The organism is Magnetovibrio blakemorei (assembly GCF_001746755.1).
GTDB lineage: Bacteria > Pseudomonadota > Alphaproteobacteria > Rhodospirillales > Magnetovibrionaceae > Magnetovibrio > Magnetovibrio blakemorei.
In genome coordinates this window covers 11,980-38,353 of sequence record NZ_MCGG01000025.1, presented here as the reverse complement: position 1 = coordinate 38,353, position 26,374 = coordinate 11,980, and the positions used below count along the sequence as shown (strand labels likewise).

Below are 26,374 nucleotides of genomic sequence, written 5' to 3'. Positions count from 1 at the left end.
CACCTTGCGAGAGGGCTTGGCCTTCGACACACTAAATCTAGTGCTCACGCCATAAAGGCGCACATAAAGTGGACTGAGGGGTTCGACACGATGCCAACATTGCACCGTACGATTGACGTTTCGCAACACCACCCGATGGACGTGGTCGAACAGACCGTGGGTCTTTACGAGTGGCAATCCGAACGCAGCTGCGACACGGAAATTGCCGTTCAAGTTCCCGGCAAGTGGTGCGATTACTCCATGTACTTCACGTGGAGTGACAATGCCGAAGCGATGCAGCTGACTTGTGCCTTTGACATGCGCATCCACAAAGACAAACGTTCCGCCGTGTATGAGCTGTTGATGCTGGCCAACGAAAAATTATGGCTCGGCCATTTCACCTTGTGGGTAGAACAAGGCCTGCCGATGTTTCGCCATGCGCTGCCCTTGCGCGGAGCAGAAGCACCGACCATCGAACAAGTCCAAGACATGGTCGAAACGGCGCTTTATGAATGCGAGCGTTTCTACCCGGCATTCCAGTACGTGATTTGGGGTGGTCAAACCGCCGAACAAGCAATGGAAGCGGCCCTGTTGGTCACGGTGGGCGAGGCTTAAATGCCAAAACTTCTGCTCGTCGGCTGCGGCAAGATGGGCGGTGCCCTGCTGGAAGGCTGGCTCGACCAAGGCACCAATGCTTCTGATATCACCATTGTTGAACCCAGCACCGAGCTGGCCGCCACGTTGGCGGGCAAATACGGTGTGTTGGCGGTCAGTGATGCCCATGACTTGCCCAAGGGCTATGCTCCCAGTGTCGCCGTGTTGGCCGTCAAACCCCAGGTGATGAACCAAATCTTGCCGCCCTACCAAAACTTGGCGAAGGCGGGCACGGTGTTTTTGTCCATCGCAGCGGGACGCACCATTGCCAGCTTTGAAATGATCTTGGGCTCTGAGGCCGCCATTGTGCGGGCCATGCCCAACACGCCTGCGTCCGTGGGGCGCGGCATCACGGTGGGCTGCGCCAATGCCAATGTATCGGGAAAACAACGCAAGCTCTGCGACCAATTGCTCCAAGCGGTCGGCGATGTCGAATGGGTCGATGAAGAACGGCACATGGATGCCGTCACAGCGGTGTCCGGCAGCGGCCCGGCGTATATCTTTTTACTGGCCGAAGCCATGAGCGCCGCTGGGCGAAAGGTTGGTCTGTCGCCCGAGCTGTCCGACAAGCTGGCGCGCGTCACCGTGGCCGGGGCAGGCGAACTGCTGCATCAATCCTCAGAACCGGCTTCGACCCTGCGCCAAAACGTCACCTCACCGGGCGGCACCACGGCGGCGGCGTTGGATGTTTTGATGGCACCCGACGGCCTCGAAGACCTGATGAGTAAAGCCATCGAGGCGGCAACCCGGCGATCCAAAGAGCTCGCCGGTTAGGGGCCTAAAAATGGCCGACCAAATCACCTTTGATGATTTTCTCAAAGTCGATATCCGGGTCGGACAAGTGATGCGTGCCGAGGCCTTTCCCGAAGCCCGCAAACCCGCCATCAAACTGTGGATCGATTTTGGCGACGACATCGGCATGCGCAAAAGCTCTGCACAAATCACCAAGCACTACCAACCGCACATGCTGATGGGCAAACAAGTGCTTGCGGTTGTCAACTTCCCGCCCCGCCAAATCGGTAGTTTTATGAGTGAGGTTTTGGTGCTGGGCGTGCCGGACGTGGATGGTGAAGTCGTACTGCTCAAACCCGACCACTTCGCACCTCTGGGCGGACGGCTGTTTTAACAGCCAAAATCAGAGGCTAAACAGGCAACGACACCCGCACCCGCAGCCCGCCACCGGGGGCGTCATCCAAAACGATTTCCCCCCCGTGGCCGCGGATCACATCGCGCGCGATGGTCATGCCCAGCCCCACCCCGCCGGTTCCCGAATTGCGCGACTTATCCAGGCGAAAAAATGGTTTGAACACATCGTTGCGATTTTCCGGCGGGATTCCGGGGCCGTCGTCATCAATGACGATTTCCACAGTCTCGGCGCGCACCCCTGAACGAATGGAAACGTTCTGCCCATGGCGAATGGAATTTTCCACCAAGTTGGTCAACGCGCGCTTTAAGGCGTTGGGTTTGATCGGCGCACGAATGTCGCCTTCGCAATGCAAATCTATGGCCGCACTTTTGCGCCGTGCTTGGGTGGTGATGTCTTGCAGCATATCGGAAAGGCTGAATTCAACCGTCGCCTCCCCGCCTTCACCGCGGGCGAAGGCCAGATACTCTTCCAGCATATGTTCCATGTCGGTGATGTCGGTTTTTAAGTCCGCCACACCATCGACGCCATCCATCATTTCCAATTGCAGCTTCATGCGCGTCAAGGGCGTGCGCAGGTCATGCGAAACCCCTGCCAGCATGTCGGTGCGCTGTTGGATATGGCGGCGGATGCGATTGCGCATGGCGATGAACGCGCCTGCTGCCCGGCGCACCTCACTGGCCCCTTCGGGTTTGAAACGCGGCGTATCACGACCCATGCCAAAGTCGTTGGCGGCTTGAGCGAGACGGCGAATGGGACGCACCTGATTGCGCATAAAAACCATCGCCACCGCGAACAACAGCATGGATGTGCCCGCCATCCACAGCACAAACACATAGGTCGTGGTAGAAAACAACCGCTTGCGGGGCACCGTCACGCTCAACACGCCGTCAGCCAACTGCACGTCAATATCGACAAAGCGATCGCTGCTTTCGGCATCAATGCGGTGCGGCTTGTTCACGGTTTCGTCCATAGCCCCCGTCATTTGGCGCACCAAAATCGTTTCCCCCAATTTACGCGTGTCTTTGAGGACGCCACCCGGCTCATAGTGCAGATCCAACTGCAACGCGCCTCGCATTTGCTGGAACAACGCCAGCCGAGACGATGAATCGGTCGCGCGACGCATGCCGTCTATAGCCACCGCGATTTCCCCCGCCACCCCCAGCGCGAGGCGACGCCCGACTTTCTCCCAGTGGTTTTCAAAAAACACCGTGGCGCTGATCACCTGCAGCAAAATCAGCGGCGTCACAATGATGAGCACGGAACGGCCCAACAGACTTTTGGGCAGATACGGTTTCAGCATGGTCGAAAAGTGCATGGGCGTGATCCTATGTCAGGGGCCTCAGTCGGGCGTCAGAACATAGCCCTTTCCCCGCACGGTTTGAAGATACCGTGGCAGCTTTGGGTCGGTTTCAATTTTACGCCGCAAGCGCGTCACTTGAACATCTACGGCGCGTCCACCGCCACCCGCATCGGCACCCGCACCGGTGCGTTCAATCAGATCATCACGCGAAAACGGCGCGCCCGGACGTTCGGCCAAGACTTTCAACAATTGGACTTCCACCGTGGTGAGGCGAACCGGTTGGCCGTCGACCATCAACTGGCCACGATCCAAATCGAAGCTGGCTGTGCCCATATGAACCAAGCGCGGACCGTCGTCAGCCGCCGTTGGACGGACAACGCGCTTCAAGATATTGTTCACCCGCAGCAACAATTCACGAGGTTCAAACGGCTTGGTCAGGTAATCGTCGGCACCGTTTTCCAAACCCCGAATGCGGTCTTCGGCCTCGCCCATGGCAGTCAGCATCAAAATGGGGGTGGTTGAGGACTTGCGATAATCAGCGGCGAATTCGAGACCGCTTTCCCCCGGCATCATCAAATCCAAGATGATCAAATCGAACGCCAAAGATGCCAATTTGGCCCGTGCATTGGCGGCATCGGTGGCGGAGATCACCACAAACCCATTGTCGCTGAGATACTTGCGCAGCAATTCGCGGAGACGATCATCGTCATCCACCACCAAGATATGCGGAAGGTCTGCTGTCATCCCCCAAAGCTCCTACGCCTAGCCGAATGGGCACTTTAGCACTTCAATCGGTGTGAGGGCCACCACCCGTGAACCGGGCCCGGTCATCGGCGTTGATGATTTGCGTCAGCACCGCCTTAAAACCCTTGACGGCCTCCGCCCCCGCCGCCCGGTAAGCCCCGCCAATGCGCGCACTTTGGCAGCCCGTGAGCCGCCCTTCCAAGGCTTCCCCCTTGGGCGTCAGGGTCAACGTCCGCCGCCGCCTGTCAGAGGAATCCGTTTGTTGATTGATGTAGCCCTCATTGATCAACTGCCCCAACACCCTCGACAGGCTTTGTTTGGTGATTTTTAAGATGCCCAAAAGGTGGTTCACGGTGATGGACGGATTGCGCTTCACAAAATAAATCACCCGGTGATGCGCCCGGCCAAATCCATCGCTGGCCAAAATCGCGTCCGGCTCTCCGGTGAAGTCCCGGTACGCGAAAAACAAAAGCTCCAAGGCCTGGCGCAGCTCTTCATCACTGAGATAGGGGCTCAATTCATCTTCAGGGCTCATCGCAATTGCACCTTCAAAAATAAGACAGTGTTATTGACATATATGTCCGATCCTGATAAAAAACGCAACAACAATGATGAGATAAGCCAATTCATTGTAATAATATTACAAAAATTCTTCAATTTTTGGAACTTTAAAAACGAGAAGGGTGAAGACAATGGCGGGATCAGCTTACGATGATCGAGATGGAAGCATCTGGTACGACGGCGAAATGGTGGACTGGCGCGATGCCAAAGTCCATTTGCTGACCCATGCCCTGCACTATGGTTCCGGTGTTTTTGAAGGCGTGCGCATGTACGGCGGCCAAATTTTTAAGCTGCGTGAGCATTCCGAACGCTTGATCAATTCTGCCCGCATCATGGGCTTTGAAATCCCCTTCAGCGTTGAACAAATTGACCAAGCCTGCGTCGATGCCTGCGCCGCCAACTCCATCTCTGACGGCTACCTGCGTCCCATCGCGTGGCGGGGCAGCGAAATGATGGGTGTTGCGGCACAAAAAAACACCATCCACTTGGCCGTGGCGGCGTGGGAATGGCCCAGCTATTTTTCCCCCGAAGCGCGTGCCAAGGGCATCAGCCTGAAAACCTCCAAATGGCGCCGCCCGCCGCCTGAATCTGCTCCGGTACATGCCAAGGCGACCGGGTTGTACATGATTGCCACCCTGTCCAAACACGACGCAGAACAAGCAGGCTACACGGATTCTTTGCTGTTGGATTGGCGCGGACAGGTTTCCGAAGCCACCGGCGCGAACATCTTCATGGAAATGGGCGACGGCAAATTACACACGCCCATTCCCGATTGTTTCCTCGACGGCATCACTCGACGCACGGTTATCGATCTGGCCCGCTCACGCGACATCGAAGTGGTTGAACGCGTGATCATGCCCGACGAACTGGCCAACGCCACCCAGATCTTCTTGACCGGGACGGCCGCCGAAGTGACACCTGTCGGCAAAATCGATGAGCACACCTATACGGTCGGCGACCTCACCAAAACTTTGATGGCCGATTACGACAAAGCCGTCGGCAAAGTGCTGGTGTCTTAATTCACAAGACACGCTTCTACGTAAAAAGGCCGGGAAATCCCGGCCTTTTTTTATGACTCGAGCCTTTTCACATCCCCCCGCCAGGCTTATCCAAATGATGTTCGCTGAGCATCTTGGTGAGATAATCGTACGCGTCGTCGACGCTGTCCGAGCAATGAAACAGCTCCAGATCGCTTGGCGAAATGGTGCCGAACTTGACCATGGCGTCTAGGTTCAAAATCTCTTTCCAGTAGTCACTGCCATACAGAATCACGGGCATGGCCTTGCCCATTTTGCGCGTCGACACCAACGTCATCAGTTCAAAAAACTCATCCAAGGTCCCGTAACCGCCGGGAAACACGATCATCGCCTTTGCCAGATACGAAAACCAGAACTTGCGCATAAAAAAGTAATGAAAATCGAACGACAGTTCGTGCGAAATATATGGGTTTTCATGCTGTTCAAACGGCAGGGAAATGTTCAGGCCGATGTTGTGACCTTTGGCGTCGGCAGCGCCTCTGTTGGCAGCTTCCATAATGCCGGGGCCGCCACCCGTGCACATCACAAAACGTTTTGAGCGTCCCGTCAGGCCCTTGGACCACTCCGTTAAGCGCCTTGAGAGTTCACGGGCCTCTTCATAATAACGCGACATCTGCAACGTCTGTTCGGCCCGTTCAACATCACCCCCGTGCTTCTTCGCCGAGTCCAAAGCCTCCTCGGCCACCTCGCGAGAACGGATACGCGCCGAACCAAAAAACACAATGGTGTCGGACACGTTGTGGCGCTCAAAGCGGTCTTCGGGCTCTAAAAACTCCGCCAAAATCCGCATCGGTCGCCCGGCGCGGCTGTTGAGGAAATTTAAGTCCGTATAGGCTTTGACGGGCTTTGGGACGGCCTCATCAACACCTCGGTCTGCGCGCTTACGGATCATGTGTGTCTCCAGTGCTTAGCTCTCGTGAACACATATTGTTTACGCCTTTCAAGGCTTTGGCAAGTATTCACGATGAAGTGATGGGAAACGGTTTAGATGACACCCATATCTATAAAACGCATTGCGCACAGGAAAAATCCTGTGAGCAAAAAAACGGGCAGCGCAAAAGCTGCTCGCTTTGTGTTTACATCCCTACCCGCTGAAAAAGGCCCGTCAGGTCTTCAACGATTTCCGTACCCGGTGAAAAAGGATTGTCGTGATGAGGAGCGACCCTGCCCAAAAAGGCAACGCCTCTCTCTTTAGCGGCGTCGAAGTCCGTCATCGCATCGCCCACAAACAGCACCCGGCTTAAGTCCAAGTTTGTCCGCCCGGCAATGTCATCAATGATGTCCGTCTTCAGACGCGGAGAGCCGTGAACCTCTGAAAAGAAACCATCCCATCCACGCGCTGTGACGATACGCTTCAATTCTTCTTGGGGGGTACCGGAAATCACGAACAACGGCAACTGAGCGCTGGCCGAGTGCAAAAAGGCCTCAACGCCCAGAACTGCGGGAGCCGCCACAACCTGGGCTTCGACCAGGTCCGAATAGCGACCGACCCAGGCATCAAGCTCCTTAGGGCTCAAAGATTGGTGCAAAAATGTGCTGTGGTAATGCTGAATTTTCCGGACCCGCGAGATGCCCGCATGATAGCTATGATGGGCGACGCATCTTGCCACCACGTCTTGACCAAATTGGCCATACAAAACGCGAAAGGCATCGGTTTTGATGTCCGCACTTTCAACAAGTACGCCGTCAAAATCAAAAAAAATGGCGTCGAACAGAATGTGTTTTCTCCCCCGAAGACTTTAGGTCTTGTTCCAACGCCGGGTGGCCTGCTCGTCACTGTCTTTCGCTTCGACCCATTGATCGCCGGCCTCGGTGGTTTCTTTTTTCCAAAAGGGTGCTTTTGTTTTCAGCCAATCCATCAAGAAGTGACAGGCTTCAAACGCTGCGTCTCTGTGGGCGCTGGCGGTGGCGACAAAGACGATCCGCGCGCCGGCTTCTAACCGACCATAACGGTGAATGATCAAGGTGGCGTCCAGCGGCCAACGGGCGTGGGCTTCTTTTTCGATGGCTTCAAGCTGCTTTTGCGTCATGCCCGGGTAATGTTCCAAAGTCATCGCGGAAACCTGTTCATCATCGGCAATATCGCGCACCAATCCAATGAACGAGCAAACCCCGCCGATGCCATGATTGCCCGCACTCAGACGTTCAAGCTCCAAGCCCGGATCAAAGTCATCTTCTTGCACGCGGATCATGGATGCCCCCCTATCCGCCCGTTACTGGCGGGAAAAAAGCAACCTCGTCACCGTTGCTTAAGGGGTGCGACATTTCGACGTGTTCTTGGTTCACGGCGACGCGCACAATGGACGCGTCACCAAAGGCATCGGCGTAACCATCGCCTCGCCCTTGCAACCAGGCAACAAACCCCGACACATCGGTGACACCGTTCGGAAGGTCCACGTCTTCAGAACTGAGTCCGGTCTTTTCCTTCAACCACGCAAAATACAAAACCTTCACGACGCAACCTCCACAAACGGCAAAAAGTCGACCAAGTCGCCTTCGTTGACTTGGGTTAAGTCTTCAACCAATTCTACCAAACCATCACTGGCGACCATGGAGGTCAAAACCCCAGAACCTTGAGACGGGTGTTTGTGAACAAAGACATGACCGTTTTCATCCCGCTGCAAATTGGCCCGCAGCCATTCGCGACGTCCAGCTTTTTTGCTCATCGAGAACGCGGCCGGAATGCGGTAAATGTGCGGGTCTACTTCCAAACGTCCCGACAACCTCATGATCAACGGGCGGGCAATGCGCATGAACGTCACCATCGCCGCAACGGGATTTCCGGGTAGGCCGACAAACGCCGTGTCGACGATTTTACCAAAAGCCATAGGACGACCGGGTTTGATCGCCAAGCGCCAAAAATCGATCGAGCCCAAACTTTGCACCACATGGGTGATGTGATCTTCTTCGCCCAGGCTGACGCCGCCCGACGTGATGATCAAATCGTGCCCCGGATAAGCATCGTGCAGGGCCGAGCGAATGTCCGCGACCCGGTCGGGTAAAATACCCAAATCTGTGACTTCGCACCCCAGCCCCTTGAGCATGGCCCCGATGGTGTAGCGATTGGCGTCATAGATCGCCCCCTCTTTGGCTTCATCAAAGGTTGGGTCAAAAACTTCATCGCCGGTGGAAAAAACGGCGCAACGCAAGCGCGAGTATACTTTTAACTTGCCCAAACCCAGCGACGCGGCCAAGCCGATTTCCTGGGCACGGAGCAGTTGTCCAGTCTTCAACACGACATCGCCAGATCTCACGTCTTCGCCTTGCTTGCGCCGATTGGCACCACACTTGATGCCCTGGGGCAAGATCACATGATCGCCATCCAACGCCACATCTTCTTGCATGAACACCGTGTCCATTCCGGCAGGAACGGGGGCGCCGGTGAAAATCTGCACGGCTTCGCCGGCTTCACTGGCGCGGTCCAAAGGATGGCCCGCAGCGATGCGCGCGGTGACGGGAAGTCGGGTTTGCCCGGTGCTGCTCAGGTCAGAAAACCGTACGCCATAGCCGTCAACGGCCGAATTGTCATGTGGCGGAACATCGCGCGGCGCGCTGATGTCTTGGGCCAAAACGCGGCCCAATGCGTTGCCAAGGGCGACCAATTCCGTTCCCACCACAACATGGGTGCGCTCTTTTAAGATTCTCAGACCTTCTTCAAAGGCCAACAGGTCATCGCCGATTTTGAAACAGTCGTCTTGCAAGCCCGTCATGTTAATTACCCTCAGGATTTTTTTCGGCAGCCGCGTCCGCCTCTGCGATGTGGCGCAGCCCCGCACGCAAATAATCATACCCTGTGATGATGGTGATAAGGGCCGCAATCCACAAGCCATAAACGCCAATTTCCCAGGTGGTCGCGAAGCCAAAGTCAGGGCCAACGTTGCCCACGATGAGAAATCCCAGCGCCAGCATCTGAATGGTAGTCTTCCATTTTGCCAACAAGCTCACCGGCAAGCCGACGCGAGCTTCAGCCAGAAATTCCCGCAACCCTGACACCAAAATTTCCCGGCAAAGAATAATGGCAGCCGGTAAAATGTGTACGCCACTCACGCTTTCGACCCCCACCAGCATGAACAGAACGCCCGCCACCAAAAGCTTATCGGCGATAGGGTCTAAAAACCGACCAAATGCCGACTGCTGATGCCATGCGCGCGCCAGATAGCCGTCAAAAAAATCAGTGATGCAGGCATACGTATACGCCGAAAAAGCCAGCCAATTGCCCAAAGGCCCACCCCATGCGATGAAGGCGAGCACCACGGGAATGGCCAGAATGCGGGAAACCGTCAGGACGTTGGGGATGTTTAAAACCATAATTCTACGCTTAGAGATCTAAAAATGGGGACCAATTTGGATTCGAGACTTGTGCATTCTAGCCCTCTACGTGTCGGGATGAAACCAGTCATAAATTTGTTTTGCGGTGGCTTTGGAAATTCCGTCCACAGCCTCCAAATCCACCAGTCCCGCCTCTTCGACGGACTTGGCCGATCCGAAGTGATGCAGCAGGGCCTTCTTGCGCTTCGCCCCGATGGATGGAATATCGTCCAGTTTGGAATGCTGCTGCGCTTTGAGGCGGCGCCCCCGATGGGTACCAATAGCAAAGCGATGCGCTTCATCACGCAGGCGTTGGATGAAATACAGCACCTGATCGCGCTCTTGCAGCTGCTTGGGCGCTTGGCCGGGCAAAAATATCCGTTCCCGCCCGGCGTTGCGATCCGGCCCCTTGGCGATGCCGGCGACCGTCACCCCTTCTATCCCTAACTCTTTCAGAACCTCCAGCACCACACCCAATTGCCCCTTCCCGCCGTCAATCAACAGCAAGTCGGGCCACTCCGCACCGCGTGTTCCGCCTTGGTCTTCGACGTCTTTCAGGGCGCGCTTGAAGCGCCGGGTGAGCACTTCACGCATCATGGCGTAGTCGTCGCCGGGGGAATATCCGCCTTCATCCTCATTTTGCTCGCCCAATCGTTCATCCGCTGGCACGTTAGACGCCCCCCGAATGTTGAATTTTCGATACGCGTTTTTGCGAAAGCCTTCCGGTCCCGCGACGATCATCGCACCCACCGCATGGGTGCCCGAGACGTGGGAGTTGTCATAAACTTCGATCCGGTTGGGCGGGGCATCCAAACCAAACAATGTCGCCATTTCTTCCATCAAATGTTCCTGGCTGGCGTATTCGGCGGCGCGCCGGGCCAACGCTTCGCGGGCATTGTCCAACGCGTGCGCCACCAAAGCCGCACGATCGCCGCGGCTGGGGTGGGACAGCTTCACTTTACGTTCGGCCCGCACCGCCAAGGCATCGGCAACCAACGTTGCGTTGGGAATGGACTGGCTCAGCAAGACTTCGCGGGGCGGCAGATGGGCGGCGTAGAACTGACCCAAAAAAGCTTCCAGCACATCCGAAGTCTCTTCGCCCTTGGCTTGGGCCGGAAAATACGCGCGATTGCCAAAATTGCGTCCGCCCCGAAAAAAGAACACCTGAACGCAATTGAGGCCGTTTTTCTGGCTGAGCGCCACCACGTCGGCATCAACGACCGTGCCCGGATTGATGTCTTGGTGTTGCTGAATGCGCGTGAGCGCGCGGATGCGGTCGCGAAATTGCGCGGCGCTTTCATAGTCCAAGTCTTCACTGGCGGTTTGCATCTGAACCGCCAAGCGCTTTTGGATATCTTGGCTTTTGCCTTGCAAAAACTGACGCGCTTCGTCCACCAATTGAGCATATTCGCTCCCGGCAATATTGCCGTCTACACACGGGCCCGAGCAGCGTTTGATTTGATACAGCAAGCATGGCCGGGTGCGGTTGGCAAACACGGAATCAGAGCACGTGCGCAACAAAAAGGCACGCTGCAAAATCGTCAAGGTCTCGTTCACCGCCCACACACTGGCGAACGGGCCAAAGTAGTCGCCTTTTTCTTTATGCGCGCCCCGGTGCTTCAGCACTCGGGGGTAGTCATGGGTGGAGGTCACCAGAATTTCAGGAAAACTTTTATCGTCGCGCAAAAGAATATTGTAGCGCGGTGCCAGCTTTTTAATCAGGTTCGCTTCCAAAAGCAGAGCTTCCGCTTCGGTGTGGGTGGTGACAAATTCCATCGCCTGGGTTTGCGCCACCATGCGCCGGATGCGGATCGACTGGCGGTCCGGCTTGGTGTAGCTCGCCACCCGCTTTTTCAGGTTTTTGGCCTTGCCCACATACAAAACCTTACCGCCGTCACCCACCATCCGGTAAACCCCCGGTTTTGCGGGCAGGGTTTTGAGATAGCGTTCAATCACCTCGACCCCGACCAAAGGCACGTTTGGGTCGGGTGAAGGTTCTTTTTCCAGGTCCATTTCAGGTGGTGTTTCAGTGATGTGCATCACTCAAAATACGCTCATCAGAGCCTCAGCGTAAAGGTTTCTCATACTTTCAATCGGTTGCACTCTCCCATAAAAATATTCAACGCTGTTGACGGAAGAACTATCCACCAATGCTGTGGATAAGTTTGTGCATAATGCGCACCAAGGGCCATCGCATTCAGGGACTCCCTAGAGTCCTTCACATTGCCCAATAAATAAGCAAAATCTTAAGTTATTGATTTTATTGTATTTTTTGTATTTTCTGGATTGCGCATTATACAATCCGCTTACAGACAAGTTACAAGCAAGTTTCAACGAAGAACCCACGGGGCTGTGTAAAACCATGCTCGCAAGTCGAACAGGGGACTACTCAGAACCATTTGAAAACATGGTAAATAAAATGTGAACTTATACTTCAGGATTAAAGCGTTCGATTTCAACGCCGACACTTGCGGCGTCTTCAAACACATCGAGTTTTTCCACCCGCACACGCACCGAGCGCACTTGTGTACTCTTCAAACACACCACCGCGATTTCTTCGGCCAAGGTTTCCACCAGCTTGGTATGCCCGTTGTCACAAACGGCGCGCACGTCGGTGGTTATTTTTTCATAACAGACGACATTTTGAATATCATCGGCAACAGCCGAAATATCGCCTTCGAACACTGCCAAATCCAGGTTCAGGCGAATACGCTGTTGAACGCCGTGTTCAAAATCGTGAACACCGATAAAGCTCATCAACACCAAATCGCGGACAAACACATGGCGAATGCCATTGCGCGCATCGGCAACGGTGGGGGATGGGACAAGACGGAAAGGAACGTTGCTCATGGCGAGGCCTTTTTCAGAGGGGGCTGAAGGTCAGTTGTTGTGCGTTATTCATTGGGCGGACAGAGGTTAGAGGCCTGGGCCCAGCCCAGATGCTGGCCGCCATCCAAGGCAATCATCTGCCCGGTCATGGACGGCGCGTTGATGATAAAGCGCACCGCCTCGGCAATTTCGTCGGGCATCACGCGCCGTGCCAACGGAATTTCGGACCATTGGCGGACAAAATCGTCTTCGCTTTGGCGCGCGTTGCAAATGGTTGGCCCCGGACCAATGCCGTTCACCCGCACCTTGGGCGCCAGCGCCATAGCCAAGGTCTGGGTCACGGTCCACAGCGCCGATTTGGACACCGTATAGGACATAAAAAAGGGCGTCAGGTTCCACACCCGCTGGTCCAAAAGATTAATGATTGAGGCGCTCACAGGATCCGCCCTATCAGTAGGCACCTGTTCGGCAAACATTTGCGACAGCACAAATGGGGCCCGCAAGTTCACGTTCATGTGCCTGTCCCAGCTTTCAAGGGTACAGCTCTTGGCCGTGTCGTTTTCAAATAACGATGCGTTGTTCACCAAAACCGTTAACGGCCCCAAGGCACTTGATGCGGTGGGGATCAGGGATTTCACCTCATCTTCATGGGCCAAATCGGCTTTAAGGGCTATAGCGCGGCCACCTGCATCTCGAATGGAGGCCACCAGCTGCTCAGCTTTGTCTTGGGAGTGTAAATAATGCACAGCGACGCCGTAACCGTGTGCCGCCAAATCAAGTGCGATGGTGCGGCCTATGCGCTGTGCCGCGCCGGTGATGAGAACGTTTGGGTGTCCGTGAGTTTCCATGGACGGAGAATGAGCGAAGTCCGCGTTCGATGCAAGTGCGCTTTGCCCATCCCGACCCGTCCCGCCATACCGGCTGGACGCCTAGCCGATCAGAGCCAAAACCCGTTCAACGCCAAATGCTTGCGCGCCGATATAAAGACCGTAAGCGACCATAAAGAACAGACCTTCACGTCGCCCCAAACGCGCACCTAGGGCCAAATAAGCCAAAACAATGAGCGTGGCGGCCATCATCACCCACAAATCAAAGCGCACCAGTTGTTCCGGTACGGAAAGTGGGACGATCACTGACACCCCGCCGACAACGGCCAAGATGTTGAAAAGATTGGAACCAATCACATTGCCAATGGCCACATCGGTGTGCCCCCGACGCCCCGCCACCACCGAAGCCGCCAATTCCGGCAACGACGTGCCAAAGGCGATCAAGGTCAACCCGATCACTTCTTCCGAAACGCCAAACCCCCGCGCAATCACACTTGCCCCCGTGACCAGCTGATCCGCACCGACGCTCAACGCAATCAGTCCGCCAATCAGACTTATCCAAGCCACCGGCGTCGACATCTGGACATCTTGAAACTCTTCGGCCTCGCGCTCATGCAAATGTGCACTGGCCGCGCCGTCGGCGCGTTCTTTCAGGTATGAGCGCAAAAAATAGCCCACCAGCACCAAGACCATGAAACCACCCGCCCACTGTTGGATGGTGCCAGACAGGCACAACCAGGTGAACAACACCGTCGCACCTGTCAGCATCAAACCATCGCGGATCACGGCGCGGGTATCCACAACCACCGGCGCCAACAGCGCCGTGGCGCCCAAGATCAGGAAGATGTTAGCGATGTTGGAACCGATCACATTGCCCAGCGCGATGCCCGGCGCATTGTCCAAAGCGGCGTTCAGACTGACCACAAATTCAGGGGCCGACGTGCCAAACGCCACCACCGTCATGCCAATCAACAACGTGGACAGACCCAGCTTCATCGCCACGTGAACCGCGCCACGAACCAAGAATTCGGCGCCACCCAGCAACAACACAAACCCAATCGCGACTTGAAGATAACTCATGAAACCAAAACCCTATGGAATGTGGGGCGGGACGGATTAGCGGCCCGCAAGATGGGAAAAGCAAGCAACGATATCTTGATACAGGTCGCGCTTAAACGGCACAATCAACTGCGGCAGGTGCTGCATATCCGCCCATTTCCATGCCGAAAATTCGGGATGCTTATGGGCGTTTAAATCGATATCTGCGTCTTCGCCCAGATAACGCACGGCAAACCATTTTTGTTTTTGTCCACGGTACTTGCCCTTCCAGACCTTTTTGCGCACGTCCTTGGGCAAGTCATACACCAACCAGTCGGGGGTTTCGTCCAGGATCTCAACATTTTGGGTTCCGATTTCTTCGCCCAGTTCGCGCAACACCGCCTCACGGGGGTCCTCATCTGCATCAATGCCGCCTTGAGGCATTTGCCATGCATCACCAGGCGTATCGATGCGTTGGGCGACAAAGACCAAGCCAGCGCGGTTCAACACCACGGCCCCCACGCCCAAACGGTAAGGAAGGTCATTTTTTTTGCTCATGCCATTTTCTTTGCTCATGAAGGGGTTCTATCTGATGAGTTGCTTGTTGGCTAGTGAGGATACCGGCACCAACACCAAACCTTTTTTCCCTAAGGTCTTAAGCCAGGCAGAGAGCTTCTCCAAAACCATGGGATTGGCGGAAACGCGGGCAACCGCGATGGCGCGTTTTTTGGCCAGATCTTCAAATTCCTGCAATTGAAGGTCGAAGGCCGCGCGTCCCGGCACTGTATCGAGGGTCATATCCACGCTCGCCCACTTTGCCCCAACCTGATAGGCGACCCGACTGCCGAGTGAATCCTCTTCACCACCATCCACATACATCAAACCGCGTTTTTTGAGAGCCTCAGCAATCGCCTTAACCTGCTCTTCCACGGTTAGAAATTTACTGCCGAACACACTTAACACGCCAAAATATCCTGTGGTTTGGCTCAACATCCATTCCAATTGCTTGATATTTTCATCCGGCGGGACAAGCGCCTTCAGGGCGTTGGGCCCCGGATCGGAAAACGGGAAATCAATGGATTCACCAGGCATCTCCAACAACACTTCATGCCCCGCCCCGCGCGCGGTCCTCATCCAGAAGTCCAGACCGCGGGCGTAAACATTCATCGACATCGCTACATCAGCGGGCATACCCGCAATCGCCGCTTCGGTCGCCGCACGCGACATGCCCAAGCCGGTTACGATCAGGGCAATTTTCGGATCACCACTTTTTTGCGTTGGTGCGGGACGCGCATAAGCCTCAAACGGCGTTTGGCCTTCGGGGCTGATTTTGGGCAGTAGACCGTGTTCACCCTGCTCCACCAAGGCCGTCACCGGGGCATCGACCAACGGCTCTGAAGCAGGCCACGGTTTGAGCGCAGCGAAAGAGGTTTTGGTCGCCGACGGTATAACAATGCCCACCCCCGGCTCAACTTGAATGTCGAGCCCCAATTGCGCCAACTCCGATTGTCCTTCTGGCAACCCACCGTGAGAAACGGGAACGGCATCGTGCGCCACAGGCGTCTCTGCAACGGTCTCATGCCCCGGTGCAGGGGCAGCATGGTCCGGCACAGCAGAAGAAGCCGTGGCCGCAGAACCGGAGGGGGCTTGAGGGAGCGGTTTCACCGTATGATCCACATAGGCGGGGACTTCATCAAGATTGATCACCATCTCGCCAGCCGCCGCATCCGCTTGCGGGTTTGCGGATGCCGCGACGTGTTCACCGGGGGCATCGACCGCATCGCTGCCCAACAACAACCACGATCCAGCGCCCAGCACCATCGCCAAGGCAACCCCGCCGCCAGCCATGAGGAGAAGTTTTTTCAGCTTGGCCTTTTGTGCCGCTTCGTCTTCCTCATCATCATCGTCGTCGTCAAATCCGCCACCCACTTTAAGGTCGGCTAGATCGATATCATCCGTACTGGCCGAAGAGGCGGATGCATTTTCCAGCTCATCATCCGCATCAAAGGTTTGGACTGCGTCTTCGTTATCGTCATCGCCCGAGCCATAACCAGACGTTTCGTCTTCAAGAGCGTCTTCTTTGAATTCACTGAGTTCTTTGTTGTCGAAATCTGCAAAGTCGTGATCGCTGCTGCCTTCACGATTGGCCTTGGCCTCAGCATCAAGCTGTTTCAAGTCGCCCAAGTCGGCGAACAAATCATCGCCTGTCGGCAAAGCATCATCTTCATCGTCTTCAGGCGAACCGCCTTTTTTACGCGCTTTAATCTTCGCAATTAAGCCAGCCGGGTTCAGACGTGCAAAAACGCCTGTCAGTGCCGATAGCTTGTTGACGAACGGGAGTTTCACGAAGCCCTAGCCCCCAGATGCTGCATCCCCCCCCTCAGCCCTTCGGGGCTGGGGACATGTCCTTGTAAAGGTTAATGCCACGAATCAAATCCAAGGCGCGGTTCAACTGATAGTCAACCGCATCAGCTTTTTTAGCGTCCTTTGTTTCGTCCTTTGTTTCGTCCTTTTTGACGTCCTTTTTATCCGCCTTCGGATCAACTTTAGAGGTCGATTTCGGATCTGCTTTCTGGCCGTTTTCTTTATCCAAAGCGCCACGCAAATCGCGTTCCCGGGGCTGGCTTTCCGGCTCCAAGCTTTCAATTTTGGACTGCGGCACAATGATGTCCGGCGTAATGCCGACCGATTGGATGGAGCGCCCGGACGGCGTGTAATAGCGCGCCGTGGTCATGCGCATGGCACCGTACTCACCCAGCGGTGAAATGGTCTGCACCGAACCCTTACCAAACGATTTTGTGCCCATAAGGATGGCACGACCATGGTCTTGCAGGGCGCCAGCGACAATTTCAGACGCCGATGCCGATCCGCCATTGATCAACACAACAACGGGCATACCTTCCGTCAAGTCACCTGGGCGGGCGTTATAGCGCTGGCCGTCTTCAGGATGTTGTTCGGACCGGATCGAGACGATTTCACCTTGTTCAAGAAAGGCATCCGACACGGATATCGCTTGATCCAAAAGGCCGCCCGGATTGGCGCGCAAATCCAAAACCATACCTTTTAAGGTTTTATCCTTATTTTCTTTTTGTAAATCGGCGCGCAAACTTTTCATCGCCTTGGTCAGACCGCTGGCCGCTTGTTCGTTAAAGCTGGTGATGCGCACGTAGGCGATGTCGCCCTCCAGGTGAGAGCGCACAGCCTGAATTTTCACCACCGCACGGGTCAGCGTCACGTCAAACGGATCTTGACCTTCACGCAGCACTTTGATGGTGATGTCCGCGCCCACCGGTCCACGCATCTTGTCGACGGCTTGGCTCAAGGTCAGACCCAAAACCGGTTCACCGTCCAAGTGGGTGATAAAATCACCGGGCTGTAATCCGGCACGAAACGCAGGGGTATCATCGATCGGCGACACCACCTTGACCACACCGCTGTCTAAGGTCACTTCGATCCCCAAGCCCCCAAACTCGCCTTTGGTCTGCACCTGCATGTCTTCGAAGCTGTCGGCAGTCAAATAGCTGGAATGAGGATCAAGTGAGCTCAGCATGCCGTTGATGGCGGCCTCAATCAGGGCTTTGTCAGATGGCTTTTCCACATAATCGCCGCGCACCCGTTCGAATACATCGCCGAACAATTGCAGCAACTTGTATGTCTCGTCAGGCTTTTTGCTATCCGTTTCAGCCGCACTCACCGAACCCAAGGGGGTGATCACAAGAAACGCACCAACCAAAGCGGTGGCGAAATTAAAGCGAGTGGTCATTGCGTTTATCATCTTTCAGATTATCCTTGTGGATCAGTTTTACGTTGTACAAGCCACGGCAGCGGGTTGATCGGTTCGTTATCGCGACGGAACTCTACATAAAGTACGGACTGTTTTCCATCATCTCCCATAATGGCGACGGGTTCACCTGCCAAAACGGGTTGTCCGATGGCCGCATCGATGCGCCCGAGACCGGCAAGCAAGCTATGATATCCCTCGCCATGATCGATGATCAAGAGCTGCCCATAACCGCGAAACGGTCCGGCAAAAACCACGTTTCCGTCAAACGGGGTAATGACACGGGCCTGGCTGCGGGTTTCGATGGATACGCCCTTGCTGGTCAAACCGCCGTCAAGTTCTTGACCATAGAGGCCCACCATCCGTCCAACGGCGGGAAACGGCAGTTTTCCGCGCGCCTTGGAGATTTTCCCGATCCCCCCCAACGCCGATACATCTTGCACTGAGACATCGATTTCGGGTGCGGACTGATCCGATTTGGGAGCCAAATGCAAGGTAGAGCGAGACTTTTTACGGGCTTCTTCTTCTGCCAATTCCTGTGCTTTCCGCGCCGCTTCGGCGCGCGCTTTGGTGAGTTTGCCCACCAGGTCGCGTAAATTTTTGGCCTGCTTGGCTAAATCTCGCGCCTGAGACTGCGCCGCCCGGCCTTTTGAAATCGCCTCGGCGCGCAACGCGGCTTTTTGCTTGCGGATCGCCTCAATGCGTTGTTCTTCTTCGCGCAGAACTTCCGCAGCCCCTTGCACCGCTTGGCGCTGGTCATCCACTTTCAAGCGGGCCTGAGCCAAATCATCCAGTTCGCCCTTCAACACCGTTGCCCGCATTTCGATGGCGGGCACGGCAGCACGCAACAAAATCGCACTGCGCACCGTTTCTTCCGGGGGAATAGGTTGGGCGATCAGCGCTTCGGTGGGAAACCGCGCGATGCGGCTGAGCGCCATCATCACGCCGGAAAACTGGCGTTGGCGGTCGCGCAGCTGGGTTTCTTTTTGCCGTTCCACCCGTTCCAAGCGGCTCAATTCCATTTCCAACCCGGCAACTGAAGATTCTTGATCTTGAACGCGTTTTGCCGCCGCAATCAACATTTGGGAAATATCCGCGAGCTCTGTTTTGAGCTTTTCTGCACGCGCTTTTTCACGATCGCTTTCGGCTTGCTTGGCTTTGATTTTCTGCTCAACATTTTGCAGTTTTGAGCCAGCCGCATTGACGTCTTGACCGGCGGCCTGAACGCTTGAGACAACGCTCAGCCCAATCAACGCCGAAACCGCCGCCAAAACCGTCCCGGTGAAGACCATTTTCACCACACGGTTCTGCGTATTTTGGTCGTGCGCCCTATTCGGCAACGGCCCTATCCCGAGCTAAAAGCAACGTACTGCCGGTCATTGAGGCGGGCACATCCAGGCCCAACAACTGCAACACGGTGGGCGCAACATCGGACAATCCGCCATCGCGCAAATTCAAGACCCACGCCGGAGCATTGACCAAAACGGCAGGAACCGGGAACAAGGTGTGCGCCGTGTGGGGGTTGGTGCCGTCGCACATTTTTTCGCAATTGCCGTGATCTGCTGTTACCAGCATCACGCCGCCAACGGCCTTAACGGCAGCTTCCAAGCGTCCCACACAAACATCGACCGCTTCCACCGCTTGCACCGCTGCCTCCATAACGCCGGTATGACCAACCATGTCGCCATTGGCATAGTTTACGACGATAAAGTCATAAGCCCCCGATTCAATGGCCGCGACCAGCTTATCGGTGAGTTCCGGTGCCGACATTTCGGGCTTTAAGTCATAGGTCGGCACATTGGGGGACTGGATCAAAAGACGGGTTTCGCCAGGAAAGGGCTCTTCTTGCCCGCCGTTGAAAAAGAACGTGACGTGGGCGTATTTTTCCGTCTCCGCCGTGTGCAACTGGGTCTTGCCCGCTTTGGAAAGGACTTCACCCAAAATATCGCTCAAGTCAATTGAGGGGAACAAAGCGTCCATATACGCATTGTGGCTGTCGGAATATTCCGTCATGCCCGCCTGGGCGGCAAAAGCGATGGAGCGCGGGCGCGGAAAGCCATCAAACTTTGGATCCAGCAAAGCCGCCAGAATTTCCCGCGCGCGATCGGCGCGGAAGTTCGCCATCAAAATGCCGTCACCACTTTGCATACCATCAAAGTCGCCGATGGCGGTGGGTTCGATAAATTCATCGGTGATATCGTTTTCGTAGGCCGCGTTGATGGCTTCCAGAGCACTATGCGCTTTTTCACCTTGGCCCTCTGTGAGGCAGCGATAAGCCTTTTCCACCCGGTCCCAGCGGTTGTCGCGATCCATCGCCCAATACCGACCGCTCACCGTGGCAATGGAAATGCAATTCATGTGGCGGATATCGACTTCAAAACGCGACACCATGTTGGCGGCGCTTTTGGGCGGGCTATCGCGACCGTCCAAGAACGCATGAACCTGAACCGGAACCCCGTGAGAACAGATGATCCCCGCCAGGGTGCGCATGTGCCACTGGTGGCTGTGCACGCCCCCCGGCGACAACAAGCCCAACAAATGACAGGTGCCCCCGGACGCTTTAAGCTTTTCAATCAGGCGCAGCAAGGCCGGATTTGCATCCAGGGAACCGTCGTGAATGGCGGTGTCGATGCGGGGCAGGTCTTGCAACACCACACGGCCCGAGCCCAAGGTCATGTGCCCGACTTCAGAATTGCCCATCTGGCCATCGGGCAAACCGACGTCCAGACCCGACGCACTCAACTGCGATTTCGGGCAGGTCTTCACCAAACGGTCCCAATTGGGTGTATTGCCGATTTGGATGGCGTTGTTCAAGGTTTCCTTGCGTTCGCCCCATCCATCAAGGATGCACAGAACAACGGGTTTTTGCACGCTGCGTTGAGAAGTCGTCTTCATGATCTCTATATAAGCCTCTTGCGCCACGTTTTCATGGGGGGCTCCCAAATTTTAACGCGGTACCCTCAAAAATTCCGTTTTGCCTTTTGGCCGTTTCCCTCACCTCGTTTACACACGATGATACGGATGACCACTTAAAATAGCGTAGGCGCGATACAATTGTTCCGCCAACATGCCCCGCACCAACATATGGGGCCACGTCAAATCACTTAACGACAAACTCAAGTCGGCACGGTCCAGCACCGCTTTGTCCAAGCCATCCGCACCACCAATCACAAACGCCACGTCACGAACACCCAAATCACGCCACTGCCCCAGCTGTTCGGCAAAAGCAACGCTGCCCAGTTTGCGACCTTTTTCGTCCAAGGCCACCACGTGGGCCCCTTCGGGAATGGCCGCCAACAGCAACTCACCCTCGCGCACCTTCAACTGCGCTGCGGGAAGATTGCGCTTTTCCTCGACTTCGCGCACCACCGGTGCGGGGTTGAGGCGCGCAACATAATGCGCATACAGATCACGTTCAGGCCCAGGCTTGATGCGGCCCACCGCAGTGAGATGGGTGCGCATGCAAACCTCCGAACCTACGGGCGAACCTCAGTGTCGACGACAACACCGTCTTGAGGCGTTGAACTGACGGCACCCCACATCTTTTCAATGTTGTAGAATTCGCGCACTTCGGGACGGAACAGATGCACCACCACGTCACCGCCATCGACCAACACCCAATCACACTGGGGTACGCCTTCAACGGGGACTGGAATGACCCCAACCTTTTTCATTTCTTCACGCAGATGATTGGCCATGGCTCCGACATGGCGCTGTGACGTGCCAGACGCAACCACGAGATAATCCGCGATTTCTGTTTTTCCCTTGAGATCGATGACAACCACGTTGTGGGCTTTGTCACCATCGAGTGTGCGTTCCACGAGATCAAGCAAATCTGGGCTTGTCGGCGGCGTTTGTACGGTATGAGGAATGGTTTGTTTCCTCCAAGTTGTTTCAATCATAGTCTCTCAAATTTCCCTTAATATCCGCCTAACGGCGTTTTAGATCGATTCCCCGAGACTGCGAATCCGGGTTGCGGATTGGCCGTGGCGTGGAGCCTTTAACAACACCCACGCTGGCGGCGTCATGCGCGCAAGCCTAAATGCCCGAGTTGTGGGAATGCGCGCGTGTTCAAAACGCCGCGCCGCCCTACTCCTCAATGCCCTTAAAGAATAAGGAGCACGAGGAAAAATCGCAATGGGAACCGAGTGGAATATCTCCCGCCAGCCTCTCCACTTGTCCATTTGGCGCAAATTATCCGCGCCCATAATCCAAACGAACGCTATGTCGGGAAAATCGGCCTGCAATGCGGCCAAGGTATCCACCGTGAAGCGGGTTTGTTTTGTCGATTCGAAGTCGGAAACGCGAATCCGCGGCTCTGCCTTCGTCACCATTTTCGCGGTCTTCATGCGGGTCTCAAACGAGGCCATGTCGCGTTCGGACTTCAGCGGATTTTGCGGCGATACCAACCACCACAATTCATCCAAGCCCAGGCGGTCCAAGGCAAATTGGGATATGTGCAAATGCCCCTCGTGGGCGGGATTGAACGATCCGCCCAACAGGCCCACTTTGCGCGCCGCATTCGCCATATCAAAACGACCTGCTCATGAGGGTCTCGTCTGGCCGGTGCCGATGACTTGGTATTTAAAGCTGGTCAACTGTTCCACACCGACCGGGCCGCGGGCATGCATCTTGTCCGTCGAGATGCCGATTTCCGCGCCCATGCCGAACTCACCACCGTCGGCGAATTGGGTCGACGCATTGTGCATGACGATGGCGCTGTCGACCGTGTTGAGAAACGTATCCGCCGTCGCTTGGTCTTCGGCAATGATGGATTCCGTGTGCCCCGAACTGTGCGCCGCAATGTGCGCCATCGCGTCCGCAACCCCGTCCACGACTTTCACGGAAATGATCGCGTCCAAATATTCCGTGTCCCAGTCGTTGTCCTTGGCGGGGAAGACCCGCTCATCGACGGCTTGGGTGGCAGCGTCGCCGCGCACTTCGCAACCCGCATCCAACAGGTCCGTGACCAAGTCTTTCAAAACACCCACACCCGCTGCTTTGTCCACCAGCAAGGTTTCGGTCGCTCCGCACACACCGGTGCGACGCATTTTGGCGTTCAACACAACGGCGCGCGCTTTGACGACATCGGCGGACTTGTCCACATAGGTGTGGCAGATGCCTTCCAAATGCTTGAACAACGGCACTTTGCTTTCCGCCGTCACCCGTTCAATCAAGGACTTGCCACCGCGCGGCACGATCACGTCGATTAGCCCCACCATGGTGAGCATTTCACCCACCGCGGCGCGATCCCGTGTGGGCACGCGCTGGATCGCTTGGGCGGGCAGGTTTGCCGCTTTAAGACCGTCCACCAGACAGCTGTGAATGACGCCCGACGACAAAAAACTTTCCGAGCCGCCGCGCAAAATAACCGCGTTACCCGCCTTCAAGCACAATGCCCCCGCGTCTGCTGTGACGTTGGGACGGCTTTCGTAAATCACCCCGATGACCCCCAAAGGCACCGCCACGCGGCGAATTTTCAGACCATTGGGACGGTCCCATTCGCTCAGCACCCGACCCACGGGATCAGCCAATTCGGCAATGGCTTCAAGTCCCGCCGCCATGGATTCGATGCGTTCGTCATTGAGCACAAGGCGATCGATCAAGGCCGGCGTCAGGCCCTTCGCTTTTCCCGCGATCACATCCGTGTTGTTGGCGTCAATGATTTCGGCTTTGCGCGCCCGGATGGCTTTTGCGCCTTCTCTCAGGGCCAAGTTTTTCGCCGCCGTGCTGGCCAACGCCAAGGCCCGTCCAGCCGCTTGCGCGTCTAAACCGATGGTGTGCATCAAGGCGGGAATATCTTGTGTCTGTGTCATCTCATTCATTACTTCTTCCGATGCTCAACTGAGCGCCATGTCATCGCGGTGGACCAGTTCATCCCGACCCCGATAGCCCAAAATGTCTTCGATTTCGGCGGATCGTTTGCCGATGATTTTGCGCGCCTCATCTGACGCATAGGCACTCAGTCCACGCGCCAATTCGCGCCCCGTTTTGTCTTCGATGATTACGGCATCGCCCTTTTGAAACTCACCCTTCACCGTCGTCACGCCGATGGGCAACAGGCTCTTGCCCGCTTTCAACGCCGTCAACGCGCCGTCGTCCAACACCAATTGACCGTTTGGTTGCAGGGAGCCCGCAATCCACCGCTTGCGAGCGTTGGTCGGCGTCAGCGACGGCATAAACCAAGTCGCGCGGGCACCGTCTTGCAGTCGTTGCAGGGGTCGTTCGCCTTTGCCCAAGGTGATCGCCATGGCGCACCCGTTTTGCAGGCAAATCTTCGCCGCCGCCAACTTGGTCACCATGCCGCCCGAACCCACCGAGGACGCGACGCCCCCCGCCATAGCTTCGATTTCGGGGGTGATGGCGTTCACCGTTGCAATGTGCTTGGCACCTTCATGTTCGTTGGGGTTGGCGTCATACAGCCCATCGATATCGCTCAGCAGCACCAACACGTCAGCGCTGGCCATTGCCGCCACGCGGGCCGCCAGTCTGTCGTTGTCGCCAAAACGAATTTCATCGGTCGCCACCGTGTCGTTTTCATTGATCAAAGGCACCGCACCCAAACGCAAAATGGCGCTGAGGGTGCCGCGCGCATTTAAGTAGCGGCGGCGACTTTCAGTGTCGTCCAAGGTCAGCAGCACTTGCGAGACGGTGATGTTTTGCTGGCCCAAGACCTCTTGGTACGCGTGCGCCAAGCGGATTTGCCCGGTGGCGGCGGCGGCTTGTTTTTCATCCAGCTTCAACGGTCCATCGGCCAGCCCCAAATAACGCCGACCGACCGCAATGGCCCCGCTGGAGACCAAGATCACGTCCTGGCCGCGGGCCTTCATCATCGCCACGTCCAAGGCGATGGCTTCCAGCCATTTGCGGTGTACGGTACCATGGGCTTCATCGACCAACAGAGCCGAACCGATTTTGATGACCACCCGTTTCGCGGTTTTCAACAAGGCGGCGGTCATGGCGCGTAGTCCTCGTGTGCCTCGGCTTCTGCTTCGGCAATACGCGCGGCGCGGACGGCATCGAACAACAAATTCATGATTTTATCCACGCCCGTACCCGCCACGCCGGAGATCACCTGTACAACCCGACCAGACGCTTTTTGCAAGGCCGATTTTTTCTCCGCAATGTCTTTGTCAGACAACGCATCGCACTTGTTCAGGGCGAGAATTTCTTCCTTGTTTTCCAAGACCAGGCCGTAAGCTTCCAGTTCATGGCGGACGATCAAGTAGTTTTTCACCACATCTTCGTCGGTGCCGTCAATCAAATGCAACAGCACGCCGCAGCGTTCCACGTGGCCCAAAAACCGCGTGCCCAAGCCGTGGCCCTCGTTGGCCCCCTCGATCAATCCAGGGATGTCAGCAATCACCAATTCACCGTCCATACGCCGCACCATGCCTAAGTTGGGATGGAGCGTCGTAAACGGATAAGCGCCGATTTTGGGTTTGGCACCGGATACGGCGGAAATAAAGGTCGACTTGCCCGCGTTGGGCAGCCCCACCAATCCCACATCGGCGATCAGCTTCAAGCGCAGCCAAATCCACATTTCTTCGCCGGGCTCGCCGGGCTCGGTGCGCCTGGGCGCGCGGTTGGTGCTCGACTTAAAACGAGCATTGCCCAATCCACCTTTGCCGCCGTGAAGCAACAAGACGGTTTGACCCACTTCGGTCAAGTCGGCCAAGACGGTTTCTTGATCGTCCGCCAAGACCTGCGTGCCCCGGGGTAAACGCAAAACTTTGCTTTCACCCTTGGCACCGGTGCGGTCACGGCCCATGCCGTGGACGCCGCGCTTGGCTTTAAAGTGTTGTTGATAACGGTAGTCAATCAAGGTGTTCAAGCCTTCGACACATTCCAAGATCACATCACCGCCGCGCCCGCCGTCGCCACCATCGGGCCCGCCCATGGCGATATATTTTTCGCGGCGAAACGACATGCAGCCGTCGCCGCCGTCGCCGCTTTGCACAAACACTTTTGCTTGATCGAGGAACTTCATCGTCGTTTGCCTAAATGAATCTTAAAATCGTATCGGCCGAACTGGTGGCCAAACTGGGGGGCCAAACTGGGGGGCCAAACTGGGGGGCCAAACTGGGGCCTCGTGGGGGTAGAACGCAAAAAAAGAGGAAACGGCCCGTGCCATTCCCTCTTTTTGAGAATTTGATCGGGCGGTGCGTA

28 protein-coding genes are annotated in these 26,374 nt (G+C 56.0%); 4 read left to right on the top strand and 24 right to left on the bottom strand.

The window, feature by feature from the left end:
• Positions 1-90 precede the first annotated feature (90 nt).
• The 3 genes from BEN30_RS08540 to BEN30_RS08530 are packed head-to-tail and all read left to right on the top strand — an operon-like array spanning position 91 to position 1,759.
• Positions 91-594 carry a type III secretion system chaperone family protein gene (locus tag BEN30_RS08540; protein WP_069957925.1) on the top strand — a complete coding sequence of 168 codons (504 nt, stop codon included), beginning with the start codon at positions 91-93 and terminating at the stop codon, positions 592-594.
• Complete coding sequence (gene proC / locus BEN30_RS08535; RefSeq protein WP_069957924.1) at positions 595-1,407, top strand: pyrroline-5-carboxylate reductase; 813 nt, start codon at positions 595-597, stop codon at positions 1,405-1,407.
• 10 nt (positions 1,408-1,417) lie between these two features.
• Positions 1,418-1,759, top strand: a complete 342-nt coding sequence (locus tag BEN30_RS08530; protein ID WP_069957923.1) for a tRNA-binding protein — start codon at positions 1,418-1,420, stop codon at positions 1,757-1,759.
• 16 nt (positions 1,760-1,775) lie between these two features.
• Here the strand turns inward: BEN30_RS08530 and BEN30_RS08525 are convergent, their stop codons facing one another.
• Genes BEN30_RS08525 through BEN30_RS08515 form a run of 3 tightly spaced genes read right to left on the bottom strand, consistent with a single transcriptional unit; the run spans position 1,776 to position 4,359 of the window.
• On the bottom strand, positions 1,776-3,095 hold the full coding sequence (locus BEN30_RS08525) for an ATP-binding protein (RefSeq protein ID WP_069957922.1): 1,320 nt from the start codon (positions 3,093-3,095) through the stop codon (positions 1,776-1,778).
• Between the two features lie 24 nt (positions 3,096-3,119).
• Entirely contained in the window at positions 3,120-3,824 is a 705-nt protein-coding gene (locus BEN30_RS08520; protein WP_069957921.1) for a response regulator, read from the bottom strand.
• A gap of 43 nt (positions 3,825-3,867) precedes the next feature.
• The gene (locus tag BEN30_RS08515; RefSeq protein WP_069957920.1) at positions 3,868-4,359 is read right to left on the bottom strand and encodes a MarR family winged helix-turn-helix transcriptional regulator; all 492 of its coding nucleotides are present in this window, start codon (positions 4,357-4,359) and stop codon (positions 3,868-3,870) included.
• Between the two features lie 157 nt (positions 4,360-4,516).
• Between BEN30_RS08515 and BEN30_RS08510 the strand changes: the two genes are divergently transcribed.
• Positions 4,517-5,404: a branched-chain amino acid aminotransferase gene (locus BEN30_RS08510; RefSeq protein ID WP_069957919.1), complete on the top strand. Its 888-nt coding sequence runs from the start codon at positions 4,517-4,519 to the stop codon at positions 5,402-5,404.
• 67 nt (positions 5,405-5,471) lie between these two features.
• Here the strand turns inward: BEN30_RS08510 and BEN30_RS08505 are convergent, their stop codons facing one another.
• The 21 genes from BEN30_RS08505 to obgE all read right to left on the bottom strand — a co-directional run bounded on the left by BEN30_RS08505 (position 5,472) and on the right by obgE (position 26,195).
• Positions 5,472-6,314 carry an LOG family protein gene (locus tag BEN30_RS08505; RefSeq protein ID WP_069957918.1) on the bottom strand — a complete coding sequence of 281 codons (843 nt, stop codon included), beginning with the start codon at positions 6,312-6,314 and terminating at the stop codon, positions 5,472-5,474.
• A 184-nt stretch (positions 6,315-6,498) separates the two neighbouring features.
• Positions 6,499-7,125, bottom strand: coding sequence for an HAD family hydrolase (locus BEN30_RS08500; protein ID WP_281201832.1), 627 nt, complete (start codon positions 7,123-7,125; stop codon positions 6,499-6,501).
• 36 nt (positions 7,126-7,161) lie between these two features.
• Complete coding sequence (locus BEN30_RS08495) at positions 7,162-7,614, bottom strand: molybdenum cofactor biosynthesis protein MoaE (protein WP_069957916.1); 453 nt, start codon at positions 7,612-7,614, stop codon at positions 7,162-7,164.
• A gap of 10 nt (positions 7,615-7,624) precedes the next feature.
• Positions 7,625-7,876 carry a molybdopterin converting factor subunit 1 gene (gene moaD / locus BEN30_RS08490; RefSeq protein ID WP_069957915.1) on the bottom strand — a complete coding sequence of 84 codons (252 nt, stop codon included), beginning with the start codon at positions 7,874-7,876 and terminating at the stop codon, positions 7,625-7,627.
• Entirely contained in the window at positions 7,873-9,132 is a 1,260-nt protein-coding gene (moeA, locus tag BEN30_RS08485) for a molybdopterin molybdotransferase MoeA (protein ID WP_069957914.1), read from the bottom strand. The genes moaD and moeA overlap by 4 nt, the downstream gene beginning before the upstream one ends.
• A 1-nt stretch (position 9,133) precedes the next feature.
• On the bottom strand, positions 9,134-9,730 hold the full coding sequence (gene pgsA, locus BEN30_RS08480; protein ID WP_069957913.1) for a CDP-diacylglycerol--glycerol-3-phosphate 3-phosphatidyltransferase: 597 nt from the start codon (positions 9,728-9,730) through the stop codon (positions 9,134-9,136).
• Positions 9,731-9,796: 66 nt separating this feature from the next.
• Positions 9,797-11,743, bottom strand: coding sequence for an excinuclease ABC subunit UvrC (uvrC, locus tag BEN30_RS08475; protein WP_069957912.1), 1,947 nt, complete (start codon positions 11,741-11,743; stop codon positions 9,797-9,799).
• 414 nt (positions 11,744-12,157) lie between these two features.
• A complete protein-coding gene (locus BEN30_RS08470) occupies positions 12,158-12,580 on the bottom strand; it encodes a dihydroneopterin aldolase (RefSeq protein ID WP_069957911.1) in 423 nt (140 codons plus the stop codon).
• 44 nt (positions 12,581-12,624) lie between these two features.
• Entirely contained in the window at positions 12,625-13,407 is a 783-nt protein-coding gene (locus BEN30_RS08465) for an SDR family oxidoreductase (RefSeq protein ID WP_069957910.1), read from the bottom strand.
• An 81-nt stretch (positions 13,408-13,488) separates the two neighbouring features.
• On the bottom strand, positions 13,489-14,466 hold the full coding sequence (locus tag BEN30_RS08460; protein WP_069957909.1) for a calcium/sodium antiporter: 978 nt from the start codon (positions 14,464-14,466) through the stop codon (positions 13,489-13,491).
• Between the two features lie 36 nt (positions 14,467-14,502).
• Positions 14,503-14,982: an RNA pyrophosphohydrolase gene (locus BEN30_RS08455; protein WP_407655968.1), complete on the bottom strand. Its 480-nt coding sequence runs from the start codon at positions 14,980-14,982 to the stop codon at positions 14,503-14,505.
• 27 nt (positions 14,983-15,009) lie between these two features.
• Positions 15,010-16,770, bottom strand: coding sequence for a divergent polysaccharide deacetylase family protein (locus BEN30_RS08450; RefSeq protein WP_069957907.1), 1,761 nt, complete (start codon positions 16,768-16,770; stop codon positions 15,010-15,012).
• A 34-nt stretch (positions 16,771-16,804) separates the two neighbouring features.
• On the bottom strand, positions 16,805-18,187 hold the full coding sequence (locus BEN30_RS08445) for a S41 family peptidase (RefSeq protein WP_069957906.1): 1,383 nt from the start codon (positions 18,185-18,187) through the stop codon (positions 16,805-16,807).
• 20 nt (positions 18,188-18,207) lie between these two features.
• On the bottom strand, positions 18,208-19,545 hold the full coding sequence (locus BEN30_RS08440) for a murein hydrolase activator EnvC family protein (protein WP_069957905.1): 1,338 nt from the start codon (positions 19,543-19,545) through the stop codon (positions 18,208-18,210).
• Positions 19,535-21,100, bottom strand: coding sequence for a 2,3-bisphosphoglycerate-independent phosphoglycerate mutase (gene gpmI, locus BEN30_RS08435; protein WP_069958023.1), 1,566 nt, complete (start codon positions 21,098-21,100; stop codon positions 19,535-19,537). The genes BEN30_RS08440 and gpmI overlap by 11 nt, the downstream gene beginning before the upstream one ends.
• A gap of 108 nt (positions 21,101-21,208) precedes the next feature.
• The gene (gene rlmH, locus BEN30_RS08430) at positions 21,209-21,667 is read right to left on the bottom strand and encodes a 23S rRNA (pseudouridine(1915)-N(3))-methyltransferase RlmH (RefSeq protein WP_069957904.1); all 459 of its coding nucleotides are present in this window, start codon (positions 21,665-21,667) and stop codon (positions 21,209-21,211) included.
• A 14-nt stretch (positions 21,668-21,681) separates the two neighbouring features.
• Entirely contained in the window at positions 21,682-22,107 is a 426-nt protein-coding gene (rsfS, locus tag BEN30_RS08425) for a ribosome silencing factor (RefSeq protein ID WP_069957903.1), read from the bottom strand.
• A 39-nt stretch (positions 22,108-22,146) separates the two neighbouring features.
• Entirely contained in the window at positions 22,147-22,734 is a 588-nt protein-coding gene (locus BEN30_RS08420; protein ID WP_069957902.1) for a nicotinate-nucleotide adenylyltransferase, read from the bottom strand.
• A 15-nt stretch (positions 22,735-22,749) separates the two neighbouring features.
• Positions 22,750-24,030 carry a glutamate-5-semialdehyde dehydrogenase gene (locus tag BEN30_RS08415; RefSeq protein WP_069957901.1) on the bottom strand — a complete coding sequence of 427 codons (1,281 nt, stop codon included), beginning with the start codon at positions 24,028-24,030 and terminating at the stop codon, positions 22,750-22,752.
• Between the two features lie 15 nt (positions 24,031-24,045).
• On the bottom strand, positions 24,046-25,164 hold the full coding sequence (proB, locus tag BEN30_RS08410) for a glutamate 5-kinase (protein WP_069957900.1): 1,119 nt from the start codon (positions 25,162-25,164) through the stop codon (positions 24,046-24,048).
• Positions 25,161-26,195, bottom strand: a complete 1,035-nt coding sequence (gene obgE / locus BEN30_RS08405) for a GTPase ObgE (RefSeq protein ID WP_069957899.1) — start codon at positions 26,193-26,195, stop codon at positions 25,161-25,163. Before obgE ends, proB begins: the two co-directional genes overlap by 4 nt.
• Positions 26,196-26,374 lie beyond the last annotated feature (179 nt).

Bases quoted from the DNA above. Each gene is read 5' to 3' on its own strand.
- BEN30_RS08540 (WP_069957925.1), top strand. From the start codon at position 91: ATGCCAACATTGCACCGTACGATTGACGTTTCGCAACACCACCCGATG.
- proC (WP_069957924.1), top strand. From the start codon at position 595: ATGCCAAAACTTCTGCTCGTCGGCTGCGGCAAGATGGGCGGTGCCCTG.
- BEN30_RS08530 (WP_069957923.1), top strand. From the start codon at position 1,418: ATGGCCGACCAAATCACCTTTGATGATTTTCTCAAAGTCGATATCCGG.
- BEN30_RS08525 (WP_069957922.1), bottom strand. From the start codon at position 3,095: ATGCACTTTTCGACCATGCTGAAACCGTATCTGCCCAAAAGTCTGTTG.
- BEN30_RS08520 (WP_069957921.1), bottom strand. From the start codon at position 3,824: ATGACAGCAGACCTTCCGCATATCTTGGTGGTGGATGACGATGATCGT.
- BEN30_RS08515 (WP_069957920.1), bottom strand. From the start codon at position 4,359: ATGAGCCCTGAAGATGAATTGAGCCCCTATCTCAGTGATGAAGAGCTG.
- BEN30_RS08510 (WP_069957919.1), top strand. From the start codon at position 4,517: ATGGCGGGATCAGCTTACGATGATCGAGATGGAAGCATCTGGTACGAC.
- BEN30_RS08505 (WP_069957918.1), bottom strand. From the start codon at position 6,314: ATGATCCGTAAGCGCGCAGACCGAGGTGTTGATGAGGCCGTCCCAAAG.
- BEN30_RS08495 (WP_069957916.1), bottom strand. From the start codon at position 7,614: ATGATCCGCGTGCAAGAAGATGACTTTGATCCGGGCTTGGAGCTTGAA.
- moeA (WP_069957914.1), bottom strand. From the start codon at position 9,132: ATGACGGGCTTGCAAGACGACTGTTTCAAAATCGGCGATGACCTGTTG.
- pgsA (WP_069957913.1), bottom strand. From the start codon at position 9,730: ATGGTTTTAAACATCCCCAACGTCCTGACGGTTTCCCGCATTCTGGCC.
- uvrC (WP_069957912.1), bottom strand. From the start codon at position 11,743: ATGGACCTGGAAAAAGAACCTTCACCCGACCCAAACGTGCCTTTGGTC.
- BEN30_RS08470 (WP_069957911.1), bottom strand. From the start codon at position 12,580: ATGAGCAACGTTCCTTTCCGTCTTGTCCCATCCCCCACCGTTGCCGAT.
- BEN30_RS08465 (WP_069957910.1), bottom strand. From the start codon at position 13,407: ATGGAAACTCACGGACACCCAAACGTTCTCATCACCGGCGCGGCACAG.
- BEN30_RS08460 (WP_069957909.1), bottom strand. From the start codon at position 14,466: ATGAGTTATCTTCAAGTCGCGATTGGGTTTGTGTTGTTGCTGGGTGGC.
- BEN30_RS08455 (WP_407655968.1), bottom strand. From the start codon at position 14,982: ATGAGCAAAAAAAATGACCTTCCTTACCGTTTGGGCGTGGGGGCCGTG.
- BEN30_RS08445 (WP_069957906.1), bottom strand. From the start codon at position 18,187: ATGACCACTCGCTTTAATTTCGCCACCGCTTTGGTTGGTGCGTTTCTT.
- gpmI (WP_069958023.1), bottom strand. From the start codon at position 21,100: ATGAAGACGACTTCTCAACGCAGCGTGCAAAAACCCGTTGTTCTGTGC.
- rlmH (WP_069957904.1), bottom strand. From the start codon at position 21,667: ATGCGCACCCATCTCACTGCGGTGGGCCGCATCAAGCCTGGGCCTGAA.
- rsfS (WP_069957903.1), bottom strand. From the start codon at position 22,107: ATGATTGAAACAACTTGGAGGAAACAAACCATTCCTCATACCGTACAA.
- BEN30_RS08420 (WP_069957902.1), bottom strand. From the start codon at position 22,734: ATGGCGAATGCGGCGCGCAAAGTGGGCCTGTTGGGCGGATCGTTCAAT.
- BEN30_RS08415 (WP_069957901.1), bottom strand. From the start codon at position 24,030: ATGAATGAGATGACACAGACACAAGATATTCCCGCCTTGATGCACACC.
- proB (WP_069957900.1), bottom strand. From the start codon at position 25,164: ATGACCGCCGCCTTGTTGAAAACCGCGAAACGGGTGGTCATCAAAATC.
- obgE (WP_069957899.1), bottom strand. From the start codon at position 26,195: ATGAAGTTCCTCGATCAAGCAAAAGTGTTTGTGCAAAGCGGCGACGGC.